Genomic DNA, 15255 nt, shown 5'->3' with positions numbered 1-15255 from the left:
TGTAAGAGCGGAACGCGCCACCTTGCTAATATAAGAGCGCAACGCGCTACCTTGCTCAGGCACAAAGGCGGGAGAACAAAGACCATGCCGGAAAAGACCGTCGCGGAACTCAGGCAAAAGCTGGCGCAGGCCCATGAGGTCATCGCTCATTTGATGGACAAGGCAGCCTTCAACGGCGCGGAGGCGCATCGGGCGCTGGCTTATTTCAGCAACGATGGCTTCGAGAAGAATTTCCTGCCCTGGCCGCGCCATGTCGACGAGGGATTGCGGCCGGAGGAGTTGAACGCCGCCAACGACGATTGAATCGGACAACTACTCGAACGTGATCGCCTGCAGCGCGCCGCCATTGCGCTTGAGCCAATCCTTGCAGCGCTCGGTGTCCGGGCACAGCTGCTCGCATAATTTCCAGAATTTCGGGCCGTGGTTCATCTCCTTGAGATGCGCCACCTCGTGCGCCACGAGGTAGTTTATCACCGGCCGCGGCGCCATCATGATGCGCCAGGAAAACGACAGATTGCCGTCCGACGTGCAGGACCCCCAGCGGCTCGACGTATCCTTGAAGCGGATCGCCTTGGCGCGCTTGCCGACCGCAGCACTGTGCTTGGTCACCAGCGCCTCGATCTCGCGCTTGGCTTCGCGCTTGAGGAAATCGGCGATGCGGCGCGGCAGATGCAGGCGCTCACCATGCACGATCATCAGCGGACCGCGCTCGTCGCGCGACAGCGTGACTGTACCGCGTTTCGACGGTTCATGGACGATGCGATGCGGCACACCGCGCACCGGTATCTTGATGCCGGGCCGCACCTGCGGCCGGTTGGGCACCTTGGCCAGCCTTTGCTCCAGCCAGTCCTGATGACGGTCGAGGAATCTTTCCACCTCGCCGCGCCGCAGCCCCGGCGGCACGGTGATGCGCAGGCCGCGGCCGCCGGAATCGATGCGCAGCGTCAGGCGCCGCGCCCTGTCGTTCTCGACGATCTTGAGCGGCAGCGTGCGGCCGGCAACGCAATGCTCGCGCTCCACGACGGGCGTGGGCTTGGGTTTCGTCGGGGTGCGAAAGAAGCCGAAGGACATTCCGGGACGATACGTGATTCGAGGGAAACGACTAGAACAAAAAAGAAACGGCGCCGCTGACGCGACGCCGTTGGATTATCTATCTGGGCACGGGACCCTTACTCGTCGAGCAGGCCTGGCGTGGACTTGCCGGTGGTTTTGTTGTTCGTCGTCGACCCGGTCGTGGGAGACGTCGACTTGTTGCGGTTGGCCATGAAACGATCGAACTCTTCCTGGTCCTTGGCGCGGCGCAATTCGCGGGCATATTCGTCGAACTCGCTCAGCATCTCGTCGAGCTTGCGGCGTTCCTCGGCAAGCCGCTCGAGTTCCTTTTCGCGCCAGTCGTCGAAAGCGACGTTGCCGGTGCGGGCGGAGCCATGCCCCCAGCGCGCGGCCTTGTCGGAACCGCGGCGGCAGCCGGCGAAGATGCCGTCGGTGGCGCGGTTGACGTCGCGCTTGAAGCCGTCGAGCCGGTCGCCCCAGATGATGTAGGCGAGCATGGCGAAGCCGAGCGGCCAGAACACCATGAACCCGATCACCATCAGCGCGATGGTCGCCGGCGTCCAGGCCGGACGGATCAATGCAGATGTGTTCATTTCTCCCAATCCTTCAGTTGGAGACAGCCAAATCCGGCTGCGTGGAATCGAAATGGGATGGAGAAAACGGCGATTCAAGACAGCAACCGCCAAAACCGGACAAGCGGCTGAAATGATTATCGCTTTTTGAGCATTTCAAGGAAAAGCACGACCAATCCGGCGATCAGGCCCCAGAACGCCGCGCCGACGCCGAACAGCGTCAGCCCTGATGCGGTGACGGCGAAGGTGACGGTAGCGGCCATCCGCTCGTCCTCGTCTTTCAAGGCGATCGACAGCGCATTGGCGAGCGGTGCCATCAGCGCCAGGCCGGCGACCAGCGCGATCAGGCTCTGCGGCAATACGGCGAAGATCGCCACCAGCGAGGCGCCGAACAGGGCAAAGACAAGATAGGCCAGCGCGTAGAACGGGCCGGTCTTCCAGCGCTCGGCCGGATCAGGATGCACGTCGGGTCCGGTGCAGATCGCCGCCGAGATCGCCGCCAGATTGGTCGTCGAGGCGCCGAACGGCGCCGTCAGCAGCGAAAACAGGCCGGTGACGCCGATCAGCGGCCCGGGTTCGGGATGATAGCCGGCTGCCCTCAGCACGGCGAGGCCGGATAGGTTCTGCGAGGCCATGGTGACCAGATAGAGCGGCAATGCCAGGCCGATGATCGAAGCGGCGGTGAACTGCGGCATTACCAGCGTCAAGCTCGAGAGTTCCGGTGCCGGCAGACCGCCGACCCGGTCGGTAAGAAAGGCCGCGAGACCGCCGCCGATCAGCACCAACAGCACCGACAGCGCCGGGTTGAACAGGCGGATGACGAAGAAGACCGCAACCAGCGGCAGGATCAGCCAGGGGTCGACGGGCACGGTCTTCACCGCATTGATGGCGAAGGTTACGACGATGCCGGCCAGCATTCCGGACGCGACCGAAGCCGGTATTCTGGCGATCAGCTTGGTCAATGGCCCGAACAGGCCGGTGGCGACCAGCAGGACCCCGGTGACGATGAAGGCGCCAACCGCCTCGCCCATCGAAAAGCCGGTCGATGCGGCGATCAGCGCGACGCCCGGCGTCGACCATGCGGTGATGACCGGCATTTTCGTGCGCCACGACAGCCACAGGCTCTCGATGGCCATCGCCAGGCAGAGTGCCGTCACCCAGCTTGCGGTCTCGACCTGCGTTGCGCCGACCGCCTTGGCGGCGGCAATGACGATGGCCAGCGTACCGCCGAAGCCGACGATCGCCGCCACAAAGGCGGACACCGGAATGGAAATGCGCATGTCTCTATCCCGCCTGCCGCACCATCGCGTCCACCGCCCGCACCAGCATATCGAGATCCTGAGGTCGCGACAGGCGGTGGTCGCCGTCCGGAATGAGCGACAGCGTGACGTCGTCGGCCGGCAGCAGGCCGACCAGCTTGAGCGCATGGCTCGACGGCACGTCGGGATCGGCCAGGCCTTGCAGGATATGGACCGGACAGTGCGTGTCGACCGGCCCGGTCATCACCCGGTTGCTGCGGCCGTCCTCGATCAGAGCGCGCGTGTAGATGTAAGGCTCGGCTGAATAATCCGACGGCTCTTCGAAAAAACCCTTTTTCCTGAGGTCGCGCTTCTGCGCTCCGGTCAGCACCGGCTCCACCAGTTCGAACGTGAAATCGGGCGCCGGGGCCAGCAGCACAAGGCCGGCGACGCTGTTCTCGCCCGCCTTACGCAATTCCTGCACCATGCGCAGCGCGATCCACGCGCCCATCGACGAACCAACCAGGATTTGCCTGCCCTGGGTGAAGCGGCGGAAAACCGCCAGGCTCTCGCCTAGCCATTTCGAGATGGTGCCGTCGGCAAAGGCGCCACCCGATTCGCCATGGCCGGAATAATCGTGGCGCAGGAAGGCCCGGCTTTCTTTGCGCGTCCATTCCGACAGGGTTTCGGCCTTGGTGCCCAGCATGTCGGATTTGTAGCCGCCAAGCCAGACGATGCCGGGCTCGGCACCTGCCGCATGCCTGACGGCGATGCTCGTCCCGTCGACGTCTAGGAAGATCGGGGTGGTGGTGCTCATGGTGTATTCCCTCGCGCCGGTCTTTTGGCACAAGCGGGGGTTCAACGAAAAGTGCTCTGTTACTTTCTTCGCTTGGTGCAGAGGAGCATTCATCGAGCAGGTGATTTCCTGAGAATGCTGTGCTATTGACTCCGGCCGCGCGCTCACCACATTGCGCGTTCGCAATTCTGAACTGAAGAACCCCTTAACGAAACGGCTCAAGGAGACCACGACCATTCGCAGACCTTTCAAAGCAGCGGCGCCCACCAAGGAAGGCCCGCGCTCCAACCGTGATATCCGGGTTCCCCGGGTCCAGCTAATCGACGCCGAAGGCCAGAACCGGGGCGATGTCTCCATCAACGACGCATTGCTGCTCGCCGAAGAGGCTGGGCTCGATCTGGTCGAGATATCGCCCAATGCAGTGCCGCCCGTCGTAAAGATCCTCGATCTCGGGAAGCTGAAATACGCCAACCAGAAGAAGGCGGCCGAGGCGCGCAAGAACCAGAAGGTCATCGAGATCAAGGAGATCAAGATGCGCCCGAACATCGACAGCCACGACTATGAGACCAAGATGAAGGCCGTCCGGCGCTTTTTCGAGGAAGGCGATAAGGTCAAGCTGACATTGCGCTTCCGCGGTCGCGAGATGGCGCACATGGAACTCGGCATGCAGCTTCTGAATAAGGTTCGCGAGGAAGTGGCGCCCATCGCCAAGGTCGAAGCCGAACCGAAGCTCGAAGGCCGCCAGATGATGATGGTGCTGGCGCCCCGCTAAAGCGCGTTGCGCTTTAGTTCTGTTTTGTGCATGTCGTTGTCCCAAAACCGCTGCGCACTTTTGGGCGACATGCATTAAATCCGCCTGAATCATGTTGCAAGGCGTCCCGGCGATCGGCGGGGCGCCTGTTTTCTTGGCCAGACGCTGCGATCGCCGGCGAGAGCAACGACGCTCTGGTTCCCTCGACGATCGGATTCCCGACATGGTCAATGAAGTCAGATACGCGCAAGTTAAGCACGGGCTTGGCAGCTACCAGCATATGCGCAGGATGGTACTTGCCGTTCTCATCATGGTGATGTTCGCGGCGCTGCTGTTCGGCCAGTCGGTTTTCCCTCCCGATACGCCAGTGCATGAAACGATCGAAATGGTCGGCGTCGTGCTGATCTTTCTCGGCATCGTCGGGCGCTTGTGGTCGACGCTTTACATCGGCGGACGCAAATCCTCCGAAGTGGTGACCGGCGGACCCTATTCGATCACGCGCAACCCACTCTACCTTTTCTCCACTTTAGCTGCCGCTGGTGTCGGCGCACAGATCGGCTCCATCGCGGCCACGATCGGCTTTGGAGCGCTCTGCGCGGGTGCCTTTTACATCGTTATCCTGCGCGAGGAGAAATTCCTCAAGGAGGTTCTCGGCGCGCCATACCAGGCCTATCTGGCGAAAGTGCCGCGCTTCTTCCCGAAACTGTCACTGTATCAGGAAGGCGACACCGGCAGCTTCAAGCCGCGCCTGCTGCGAACCACGTTACTGGACGGGCTGGTGTTCCTCCTTGCCTTGCCGGCTTTCGAACTGATCGACGGCGCCCAGCAGTCGGGCATATTACCGGTGCTGTTCCGTTTCCCCTGAGCACTACAAGGTTGCTGAGCGCTGGGTGTTGCGCGCGCCCTCGCTTTGACGTATATGACCGCGTTCCAAAAAAACCGCCCGGCAGGGCATGCCGTGGCGGTTTCATTTGCTTTTCGGGCTTTGGTCGGCCTGAAGCGAACAAAAAGCGCATTGGTGCGCATATAAACGGAGTAGCAAAATGCCCAAGATGAAGACCAAATCGGCCGCCAAGAAGCGGTTCAAGATCACAGGTACGGGTAAAGTTCTGTCGGCTGCGGCCGGCAAGCGTCACGGCATGATCAAGCGTTCCAACAAGTTCATTCGAAATGCCCGCGGCACGATGGTTCTGGCTGAACCGGATGGCAAGAAGGTCATCAAGAATTTTCTGCCGAACGGCCTCTAGGGCATGATGCCAAAAAGTTGCAAACTTTTTGGAAAACATCATGCGCCAAATAAGGGCATTCGGTCTGGACACGCATTTGTTTTACGCAATTCCGAACGGAAAACCGCTAGGCACTTTTCCTGGAATTGCTTTTAAGGAGATCATGACATGGCACGCGTAAAGAGAGGCGTCACCTCGCACGCCAAGCACAAGAAGGTCCTGAAAGCCGCCAAGGGTTTTTACGGCCGCCGCAAGAACACCATTCGCATCGCCAAGCAGGCGGTGGAAAAGTCGCTGCAGTACGCCTATCGCGACCGCAAGAATCGCAAGCGTTCGTTCCGCGCGCTGTGGATCCAGCGCATCAATGCGGCGACGCATGAGCATGGCTTGACCTATGGCCGTTTCATCGACGGTCTCAACAAGGCCGGCATCGAGATCGATCGCAAGATCCTGTCGGACATGGCCATCCACGAGCCGCAGGCTTTTGCCGCACTCGTGGCCAAGGCCAAGGTCGCGCTCGAATACCTCAAGAACACCACGCCGAACGCTTTTGAAAGCGCTGTCGCTTAAGACCAGCGCTTCCCAAGCTATTCGACACTTGATTTGGGAAACCCGCGCTGGCAGGGCTGGCGCGGGTTTTTCTTTGCTTCCAATCGGGTCTGGAACATGAGTGACATGGAAACTCTCGAAAATTCCCTGATGGCCGAGATCGCCTCTGCCGCCGACGAGCAAGCAATCGAGGCGGTGCGTGTCTCTGCCCTCGGCAAGAAGGGTTCGGTCTCCGAGATACTGAAGACACTCGGCTCGATGAGCGCCGAGGAGCGCCAGGTCAAAGGCCCGGCAATCAACGGCCTCAAGAACCGCGTCACCGAGGCACTTTCGGCCCGTCGCGCCGAGCTGAAAGATGTGGCGATCACGGCACGGCTTGCCGCCGAGAAGGTCGACGTCACCTTGCCGGTGCGACAATCGCCGGCCGAGCGCGGCCGCATCCATCCGATCAGCCAGGTTATCGACGAGATCGCGGCGATCTTCGGCGATCTCGGCTTTGCCATCGCCGAAGGTCCCGACATCGAGACCGACTATTACAATTTCACCTCGCTGAACTTCCCGGAAGGCCACCCGGCGCGCGAGATGCACGACACCTTCTTCTTCCAGCCGGACGAGCAGGGCGAACGCAAGCTTTTGCGCACCCACACCTCGCCGGTGCAGATCCGCACCATGGAGATGCAGAAGCCGCCGATCCGCATCGTCATTCCTGGCAAGACCTACCGGCAGGATTCCGATGCCACCCACTCACCGATGTTCCATCAGGTCGAGGGATTGGTGATCGACAAATCGGCCAACGTCGCCAACATGAAGTGGGTACTGGAGGAGTTCTGCAAGGCCTTCTTCGAGGTGCCGAGCGTCAAGATGCGCTTCCGGCCGTCCTTCTTCCCGTTCACCGAGCCCAGCCTCGAGGTCGATATCCAGTGCGACCGTTCGCGGCCTGGCGAGGTGCGCTTCGGTGAAGGCTCAGACTGGCTGGAGATCCTAGGCTGCGGCATGGTCCACCCCAACGTGCTCCGCTACGGCGGCCTCGATCCCGACGAATACCAGGGCTTCGCCTGGGGCATGGGCATCGACCGCATCGCCATGCTGAAATACGGCATGCCCGACCTGCGCGCCTTCTTCGACGCCGATGTGCGCTGGCTGTCGCATTACGGTTTTAGGCCGCTCGACATGCCGACGCTGTTTGGCGGGCTAAGCGCGTGACAACCGGGCCGCCGCAAATCCGCGGGCAGCTAGCCTTCCTGCACATGTCCGACGCGCGGCCGCATAGCTTCAAGCCCAGCGTGCCCAGACCAGACGGAACACAGTCATGAAACTTACCCTCTCCTGGCTCAAGGATCATCTCGAGACCGATGCCTCGCTGGCGGAAATCGTCGAACGTCTCACCTCGATCGGCCTCGAGGTCGAGCATGTCGACGACCGGGCGAGCTTGAAACCTTTCGTCATCGCCAAGGTGCTGACGGCAGTCCAGCATCCCGACGCCGACCGGCTGCGCGTGCTGACCGTCGACACCGGCGACGGCAGGGCGCCGGTGCAGGTTGTCTGCGGCGCGCCGAACGCCCGCGCGGGCCTGATCGGCGCCTTTGCAGCACCCGGCACCTATATTCCCGGCATCGACGTGACGCTGACCGTCGGCAAGATCCGCGGCGTCGAAAGCCACGGCATGATGTGCTCCGAGCGCGAGCTCGAACTGTCCGAGGAGCATGACGGCATCATCGACCTGCCGGCCGATGCGCCGGTCGGCACCAGTTTCGCCGCCTATGCCCATCTCGACGATCCGCTGATCGAAATCAATCTGACGCCGAACCGGCCGGATGCGACCAGCGTTTATGGCATCGCCCGCGATCTGGCGGCGAGCGGGCTCGGCACGCTGAAGAGCGCGCCGATAGAGCCGATCCCCGGCAAGGGCGAGACGCCGGTCAAGGTGACGATCGAAGCGCCGGAGCTCTGTCCCGGCTTTGCGCTGCGCCTGGTGCGCGGCGTCAAGAACGGACCGTCGCCGAAATGGTTGCAGCAAAGGCTTCTCGCCATCGGCTTGAGGCCGATCAGTGCGCTGGTCGACATCACCAATTATGTCACCTTCGATCGCGGCCGGCCGCTGCATGTCTTCGACGCTGCGAAGGTCACCGGCAATCTCACCGTGCGCCGGGCACGCGACGGCGAAAAGGTGCTGGCGCTCGACGGCCGCGAATACACGCTGACGCCGGAGATGTGCGTCATCGCCGACCAGGATGGTATCGAGTCGATCGCCGGCATCATGGGTGGCGAGCATTCCGGCTGCGACGAGAACACCACCGACGTGCTGATCGAGTCGGCACTTTGGGACCCGATCGCCACCGCCCGCACCGGCCGCACGCTCGGCATCATCACCGATGCACGCTACCGCTTCGAGCGTGGCGTCGACCCGGAAATGATGATTCCCGGTGTGGAGCTGGCGACGAGGCTGGTGCTCGATTTCTGCGGCGGTACGCCGACGCAAACCGAAGTCGTCGGCTATGCCGGCCATCGGCCGAAGATCGTCTCGTTCCCATTGTCGGACGTGAAGCGGCTGACCGGCATCGAAGTGCCGCGCTCGACGAGCCTCGACATTCTTGCCCGCCTCGGCTTCAAGCCGGAGGGCACGGGCGATGTCGTCAATGTGGCGGTCCCGTCCTGGCGGCCGGATGTCGACGGCAAGGCCGACCTGGTCGAGGAGGTCATGCGCATCCACGGCGTCGACAATATCGCGCCGCAGCCGCTCGGCAGCCACGACGCGGTCAACGCCAAGATCCTGACTGTGCTGCAGATCCGCACCCGCGCCGCCAAGCGGGCACTTGCCGTGCGCGGCATGATGGAGGCCGTCACCTGGTCGTTCATTCCGGCAAAACACGCCGATTTGTTCGGCGGCGGCCAGCAGGCGCTGAAGCTTGCCAACCCGATCGCCGCCGATATGTCGGACATGCGGCCGTCGCTGCTGCCGGGCCTGATCGCAGCCGCGCAGCGCAACGCCGCCAAGGGCATCGGCGATGTCGCGCTGTTCGAAGTGTCGGGCACTTACGAGGGCGACGGCGCCGACCAGCAGCGGCGTGTTGCCGCCGGCGTTCGGCGCGGCACCGCCAAGCTCGAGGGCTCCGGCCGTCATTGGGCCGGCAACGCCGGCGCCGTCGGCGTCTTCGACGCCAAAGCCGATGCGATCGCAGCACTCGAAGCCTGCGGCGCGCCAGTCGAGCGGCTGCAGATCGAGGCCGGCAGCCCGGCCTGGTATCACCCCGGCCGCTCCGGCACGATCAAGCTCGGGCCGAAGGTAATCCTTGGCACGTTCGGCGAGTTCCACCCGAAGACGCTGGAGGGGCTTGACGTCTCCGGTCCGCTTTGCGGGTTTGAGGTGTTCATCGATGCCGTGCCCGAGCCGAAGGCCAAGCCGACGCGGACAAAGCCGAGGCTCGATCTGTCCGCCTTCCAGGCGGTCAAGCGCGATTTCGCCTTCGTCGTCGACAAGGCGGTCGAAGCCGGCACACTCGTTCGCGCCGCCCTTGCCGCAGACCGGAAGCTGATTTCCGGCGTCTCGGTGTTCGATGTTTTCGAGGGTGCAGCGCTCGGCGCGGCGAAGAAGTCGATCGCCATCGAAGTTTCGATCCAGCCGGTCGAAAAGACGCTGACCGACGAGGATTTCGAGGCGCTGGCCAAGCGCATCGTCGAGAATGTCGGCAAACAGACCGGCGGCGTGCTGCGCGGCTGAGGGATTGCGGACGCATGGCGAATCGCCCTCCAAAGGGCGATGAACCATTTGCGCTATTCAGGGCTGCCCTTCGAGGAACAGCGTGCAGCCTTTCTCGATATCGTCTCGGCCGATCCGCTGGTCGGCGAGACGCTGTCGCGGGTACGGGCGCTCGACCTCCCCGACTGGCTGGTCGTGTCCGGCGCGCTTTACAACAGCGTCTGGAATCATCTGACGGCGAAGCCTTCGGGATATGGCATTCGTGATGTCGATCTGTTCTATTTCGATGAGAGCGATCTGTCTTACGAGGCCGAGGACACGGTCATCCGCCGGGCGGCGAAGCAGTTCGAAGGACTGACGCTGCCGGTCGAAGTGCGCAACCAGGCGCGGGTGCATCTGTGGTTTGAGGCGCGCTTTGGCGGTTCCTATCCCAGACTGTCGTCGTCCGCCGAGGCGCTGTCCTATTTCGCTTCGAAAACCCATGCGGTCGGCGTTAGATTCGGCACCGATGGGCAACTCGCGCTCGTGGCGCCGTTCGGGCTCGACGACATCTTCTCGTTTCGCGTTACCCCGAACCGTGCACTAGATAATCAGCAGACGCACGAGATGAAGGGCGCGCGTGCGAGGGAGAACTGGCCGGAGATCAGTGTCGTGCCTTGGTAGGAAATGTCGGCGGGACAGCACCCCCCTCTGTCCTGCCGGACATCTCCCCCTCAAGGGGGGAGATCGGCAGCTTCGGCGATCCGCTCGCTCCTGCAACGTCCGTGATTGGCGAAAGCCGAGGTGACGTCCAATCTCCCCCTTGAGGGGGAGATGTCCGGCAGGACAGAGGGGGGTGCCTCGCGCCAATATCTCGCAATTATTTGCATTGCGGTGCGACCGAAAACGGGGCGCCGAAACGCCCCGTTCGATTACGCCGTCGATCGCCGTTCAACCGTTGACCAGGGCCAGCAGCTCCTCGGTATAGCGCTTGCCGACCACCTTTTCCGGCGACAGCGCGTCGCCGATGGACGCCACTTCGGCCTGGCTCAGCACAATATCGGCTGCCGCCGTATTCTGCTCCAGATGGCGGATTTTTCGCGCGCCGGGGATCGGGACAATGAAGTCGCCCTGATGCAGCACCCAGGCGAGCGCCAGCTGCGCCCGCGTCACGCCCTTCTCGGCGGCCATCTTTTCCAGCACGGCGACGACCGCCGCATTGGCCGCCATGGCGTCGGCCTGGAAGCGCGGCAACCCGCGGCGCCAGTCGTCGGCGCCGAGAACATCGGGCTTGGCGATCGTGCCGGTGAGCAGGCCGCGGCCGAGCGGGCTATAGGGGACAAAGCCGATGCCGAGCTCGCGACAGACGGCAAACACCTCCTCCTCCGGATCGCGGCTCCACAGCGAATATTCGCTCTGCACCGCGGCGATCGGATGCACCGCATGCGCCCGGCGGATGGTCGCCGCACTCGCCTCCGACAGGCCGAGCGCCCGCACCTTGCCCTCGCGCACCAGCTCGGCCATGGCGCCGACCGTATCCTCGATCGGCACGTTGGGATCGACGCGGTGCTGGTAATAGAGGTCGATGACCTCCGTATCCAGCCGCTTCAACGACGCTTCGGCAACCGCCTTGACGTGTTCCGGGCGGCTGTCGACGCCGGCCATGCGCTCCATGCCGCTGCCTTCTTCCAGGATTTTGAAGCCGAATTTCGTCGCAATCGTCACCTTGTCACGCACCGGCTTCAGCGCCTTGCCAACCAGGATTTCGTTCTCGTAGGGGCCATAGACTTCGGCCGTGTCGAAGAAATTGACGCCGATGTCGACAGCGTGGCGCAGCGTGGCGATCGCGTCCGCCTCCGGCTGGCCACCATAGGCAAAGCTCATCCCCATGCAGCCGAGGCCGACCGGGTAGACGTCAAGTTCATTGCCGAGCTTGCGGGTTTGCATCACGTATCTCCTTGTTGTGATGGTTGTGATGCCGCAGAGATAGCGTCTTGCGCTGCGTTCGATAATCGGCTCTCATTTGCACAGGCTGTTCCAAAAAATAGATCAATGAAGCGAACCCATCTTTCACAGCTCGCTGTACTGGCAACGGTCGCCCAATGCGGCAGTTTTCGCGGCGCGGCCAAGGAACTGGCAATCGCGCCATCGGCGGTCAGCCACGCGGTTTCCAGCCTCGAAGCGCGCCTCGGCGTGCGCCTTCTGGCGCGCAGCACGCGCAGCGTCGCTCCGACCGAGGAGGGCGCGCAGCTGCTCGAGCGCCTCAGGCCGGCGCTATCGGAGATCGATCTGGCGCTGGAATCGGCGATCGAGGCGCGCGACCGGCCGGCCGGCAATCTCAGGCTGACCGTGCCGCGCACCGCGGCCCACCTGACGCTGACGCCAAGACTCGGCGCCTTTGCCGCTGCCTATCCCGACATCGTGCTGGAGATCGTCATCGAGGACCGCTTCACCGATGTGGTCGAGGGCGGCTTCGATGCCGGCGTGCGGCTGGGCGAGAGCCTGCAGCGCGACATGATCGCCGTGCGCATCGGGCCGGACCTTCGCGGCGCAGTCGTCGGCGCGCCATCCTATTTCGAGACCATGCCCAAGCCGCAGCATCCGCGCGATCTTGCCGGTCACCGCTGCATCCGCTTCCGCTTCTCCAGCGGCATTCTCTATCGCTGGGAATTCGAGAAGAACGGCGAGGAGATCGAAATCCCGGTGCAAGGGCCGCTGATCCTCGACGAGGACCATTTGATTGCCAACGCCGCAGTCGACGGCGCCGGGCTCGCCTTCGTGTTCGAGGACTATGTCCGCGACGCGCTCGCCGCTGGCAAGCTTGTTCGCGTGCTGGAGGACTGGTGCCCGCCTTTCGACGGCTTCTTCGTCTATTACCCAAGCCGCCGCCAGATGCGGCCGGCGCTCAGGGCCTTTGTTGATTTCTTCAAGGTCGGCGAGTAAGCCAACCCTCCCCACAAGAGAGAGGTGGAAGAAAGCCGACCTGGCATTCGTTCACCGACCATGTCAGCACTGCCCAAAAACCAGGCCACCGGCTACGGCTGGACGGCGCTCATCCTTCACTGGCTGATCGCGGCGCTCTTTATCGGCCAGTTCGTGCTCGGCTTCGTCATGGTGAGACTGTCCAGCCAGCGCACCGCCTTCGAGCTGATCCAGCTGCATAAATCCTTCGGCTTCCTGCTGCTTGGGCTGGTCATCCTGCGCATCGCCTGGCGCCTTGCCAGACCGGCCCCATCGCTGCCGCGCTCGGTCGGCCCGTTCGAGCGCCGCATCGCGCCGCTTGTCCATCTTGCGCTTTATGCGTTTCAGCTCGCTCTGCCGCTGTCCGGCTGGGCGCTGGTCTCGGTCTCGGTGCTGGAGATCCCGAGCGTGCCGTTCAATCTGTTCGTCATGCCCAATCTGCCGCTTGGTGAATCGGACATGGCAGAAAGCTTCTGGGCGGCGACGCACTGGTATCTCGCCTATGCCGGCATCGGGCTTGTCGCTTTGCATCTGGCCGCGGCGCTGCGTCATCATTTCTGGCTGAGGGATACCGTGCTGACGCGCATGATCACGGCTTCGTCACATCGCGACACGGAATAGAGCGGGCGGCTCATTCGTTCATGGGGCGAGGACGCAAGAAAGCGTTGCCTCCCAAGAGGACCAGTCCCATGTACGCGCGCATCTTCGGATTTGCGGCAGCCGTCGCTTGTTTTGCCATGCCTGTTTTCGCCGCCGTCGCCCTTGGCGACGCGGCCGGCAGCTACACCATCAGCCCGGGGAGTTCCAGCATCCACTTCTCCATCGCCAAGCTCGGCGGCGGCGGGCTCGACGGTGCCTTTGCCCGCTTCAAGGGCAGTATCCTCATCGACAACAGCGATATCGGCCGGTCCCAGGTCAATTTCACCATCTTCCCCGAAAGCGTCGGTACCGACCAAAGCCGCATCGACGCATTTCTCCGCTCGGACGCGGTTTTCGACGCGGCCAACAATCCGGAGATCCAGTTCCGTTCGACCAGCGTCAAACGCACCGGCGCCACGTCAGCCCTTGTCACCGGCCGGCTGACGGCGCGCGGCAAGACCTTTCAGGAAAAATTCACGGCCGAGCTCCGCGGCCTCAGGGCGGGCACGATAAAATTCCATGTCACCGGCAAGGTGCTGCGGTCGCGCTACGGCATGGATGTCGGCACGCCGATCTATTCCAACGTCGTCGACTTCGACATGACGCTGACCGGCAAGCGGGGATAGCTTGACTTCGCGATTGGCAGAGACACGTCTCGCATCGTCAAGCCCGAGGATGACGAAAGCCCGGTTCGAAGGACCAGTCCAAGTGTCCAATTGGCTTTTCTCTTGAATTAGGGCAAACCTCCAGGCCTGCAATCGAGAGGAGAAATCTGATGTTCCGATGGGGTGTTTTGTCGACGGCCAAGATCGGCCGCGAGCAGCTTTTGCCGGCAATCGTCGAGGCGGAGAACGGCGTGCTGTCGGCGATCGCCAGCCGCGATCTGTCGAAAGCCCGGGCACTGGGCGAACGCTTCGGCGCGCGCCACGCTTTCGGCTCCTATGAGGAGCTGCTCGCCTCCAGCGACATCGACGGCGTCTACATTCCGCTGCCGACCTCGCAGCATGTCGAATGGACGGCCAAGGCGATCGAGGCCGGCAAGCATGTTCTGGTCGAAAAGCCGCTGGCGCTCGATGCCAAGGACATTCCGCCGCTGATCAAGCTGCGCGATGCCAAGAAGGTGCTGGTCTGCGAAGCCTTCATGGTCGTCTACCATCCGCAATGGATCAAGGTGCGCGAGCTGATCGCCAACGGCGCCATCGGCCGGCTGCGCCATGTCCAGGGCGCGTTCTCCTATTACAATGTCGACCCCAACAACATGCGCAACAAGCTCGATCTCGGCGGCGGCGCGCTGCCCGACATCGGTGTCTACCCGACGGTGTCGACACGCTTTTCGACGGGCAAGGAGCCGCTGCGCGTCCAGGCGACGATCGAGCGCGACAAGACGTTCGGCACCGACATCTATTCCTCGATCCGCGCCGATTTCGGCGATTTCGAGCTGTCATTCTACCTGTCGACGCAGATGGCGGCACGCCAGGTGATGGTGTTCCACGGCGAGAAGGGATTCATCGAGGTGTTCTCACCGTTCAACGCCGGGCTCTATGACCATCACCGCGTCGAGCTGCACAACCAGAACCACAGCGAGGCGCAGGTATTCCGCTTTCCCGGCACGCAGCAATACCGGCTGGAAGTCGAGGCCTTCGCGCGGGCGGCACAGGGCGGCAAGGACCGCGTTTTCACCCTGGAAGAATCGGTGCTCAACCAGAAGGTCATCGATGCCATCTTCCGCGCCGGCGAGAAGGAAGGCTGGGAGACAGTCTAGGCCGGCCATGATCCCAAAAAATGAGGGACCGG

At 62.9% G+C, this 15255-nt stretch carries 17 protein-coding genes; 12 read left to right on the top strand and 5 right to left on the bottom strand.

What is annotated here, in order from left to right:
- Positions 1-84: 84 nt before the first annotated feature.
- Positions 85-303, top strand: coding sequence for a hypothetical protein (locus NKJ09_RS09565; protein WP_352495239.1), 219 nt, complete (start codon positions 85-87; stop codon positions 301-303).
- A 9-nt stretch (positions 304-312) separates the two neighbouring features.
- Here the strand turns inward: NKJ09_RS09565 and NKJ09_RS09560 are convergent, their stop codons facing one another.
- The 4 genes from NKJ09_RS09560 to NKJ09_RS09545 form a co-directional block, all read right to left on the bottom strand.
- Complete coding sequence (locus NKJ09_RS09560) at positions 313-1071, bottom strand: M48 family metallopeptidase (RefSeq protein WP_023718295.1); 759 nt, start codon at positions 1069-1071, stop codon at positions 313-315.
- 98 nt (positions 1072-1169) lie between these two features.
- Entirely contained in the window at positions 1170-1646 is a 477-nt protein-coding gene (locus NKJ09_RS09555) for a DUF2852 domain-containing protein (RefSeq protein WP_352495238.1), read from the bottom strand.
- Between the two features lie 116 nt (positions 1647-1762).
- A complete protein-coding gene (locus NKJ09_RS09550) occupies positions 1763-2905 on the bottom strand; it encodes a benzoate/H(+) symporter BenE family transporter (protein WP_352484470.1) in 1143 nt (380 codons plus the stop codon).
- A gap of 4 nt (positions 2906-2909) precedes the next feature.
- A complete protein-coding gene (locus NKJ09_RS09545; RefSeq protein WP_352484469.1) occupies positions 2910-3680 on the bottom strand; it encodes an alpha/beta hydrolase in 771 nt (256 codons plus the stop codon).
- A gap of 214 nt (positions 3681-3894) precedes the next feature.
- Between NKJ09_RS09545 and infC the strand changes: the two genes are divergently transcribed.
- The 7 genes from infC (at position 3895) to NKJ09_RS09510 (ending at position 10545) form a co-directional block, all read left to right on the top strand.
- Positions 3895-4431 (top strand): translation initiation factor IF-3, encoded by a 537-nt coding sequence (gene infC, locus NKJ09_RS09540; protein WP_023677573.1) that lies wholly within the window; start codon positions 3895-3897, stop codon positions 4429-4431.
- A gap of 202 nt (positions 4432-4633) precedes the next feature.
- Positions 4634-5275, top strand: coding sequence for a methyltransferase family protein (locus NKJ09_RS09535; RefSeq protein ID WP_023718299.1), 642 nt, complete (start codon positions 4634-4636; stop codon positions 5273-5275).
- Positions 5276-5453: 178 nt separating this feature from the next.
- Positions 5454-5657, top strand: coding sequence for a 50S ribosomal protein L35 (gene rpmI, locus NKJ09_RS09530; protein WP_006201248.1), 204 nt, complete (start codon positions 5454-5456; stop codon positions 5655-5657).
- A gap of 147 nt (positions 5658-5804) precedes the next feature.
- Positions 5805-6206, top strand: coding sequence for a 50S ribosomal protein L20 (rplT, locus tag NKJ09_RS09525; protein ID WP_006201247.1), 402 nt, complete (start codon positions 5805-5807; stop codon positions 6204-6206).
- A gap of 96 nt (positions 6207-6302) precedes the next feature.
- Positions 6303-7388 (top strand): phenylalanine--tRNA ligase subunit alpha, encoded by a 1086-nt coding sequence (pheS, locus tag NKJ09_RS09520; protein ID WP_023718300.1) that lies wholly within the window; start codon positions 6303-6305, stop codon positions 7386-7388.
- 106 nt (positions 7389-7494) lie between these two features.
- Entirely contained in the window at positions 7495-9903 is a 2409-nt protein-coding gene (gene pheT, locus NKJ09_RS09515; RefSeq protein WP_352495237.1) for a phenylalanine--tRNA ligase subunit beta, read from the top strand.
- 39 nt (positions 9904-9942) lie between these two features.
- On the top strand, positions 9943-10545 hold the full coding sequence (locus tag NKJ09_RS09510) for a nucleotidyltransferase family protein (RefSeq protein ID WP_352484467.1): 603 nt from the start codon (positions 9943-9945) through the stop codon (positions 10543-10545).
- A 267-nt stretch (positions 10546-10812) separates the two neighbouring features.
- Here NKJ09_RS09510 and NKJ09_RS09505 read toward each other — a convergent pair whose 3' ends face one another.
- On the bottom strand, positions 10813-11808 hold the full coding sequence (locus tag NKJ09_RS09505) for an aldo/keto reductase (protein ID WP_352762665.1): 996 nt from the start codon (positions 11806-11808) through the stop codon (positions 10813-10815).
- Between the two features lie 105 nt (positions 11809-11913).
- Between NKJ09_RS09505 and NKJ09_RS09500 the strand changes: the two genes are divergently transcribed.
- The 4 genes from NKJ09_RS09500 to NKJ09_RS09485 all read left to right on the top strand — a co-directional run bounded on the left by NKJ09_RS09500 (position 11914) and on the right by NKJ09_RS09485 (position 15223).
- On the top strand, positions 11914-12804 hold the full coding sequence (locus tag NKJ09_RS09500) for a LysR family transcriptional regulator (RefSeq protein ID WP_023718303.1): 891 nt from the start codon (positions 11914-11916) through the stop codon (positions 12802-12804).
- Positions 12805-12864: 60 nt separating this feature from the next.
- Positions 12865-13443: a cytochrome b gene (locus tag NKJ09_RS09495; RefSeq protein ID WP_352495236.1), complete on the top strand. Its 579-nt coding sequence runs from the start codon at positions 12865-12867 to the stop codon at positions 13441-13443.
- A 68-nt stretch (positions 13444-13511) separates the two neighbouring features.
- Positions 13512-14087, top strand: a complete 576-nt coding sequence (locus NKJ09_RS09490; protein WP_023718305.1) for a YceI family protein — start codon at positions 13512-13514, stop codon at positions 14085-14087.
- Positions 14088-14236: 149 nt separating this feature from the next.
- Positions 14237-15223: a Gfo/Idh/MocA family protein gene (locus NKJ09_RS09485; protein ID WP_023718306.1), complete on the top strand. Its 987-nt coding sequence runs from the start codon at positions 14237-14239 to the stop codon at positions 15221-15223.
- Positions 15224-15255 lie beyond the last annotated feature (32 nt).

This window comes from Mesorhizobium sp. M0189 (assembly GCF_040322135.1).
Lineage (GTDB): Bacteria > Pseudomonadota > Alphaproteobacteria > Rhizobiales > Rhizobiaceae > Mesorhizobium.
The sequence above is the reverse complement of the archived record's forward strand: the minus strand, read 5'-3'. Positions and strand labels throughout refer to the sequence as shown.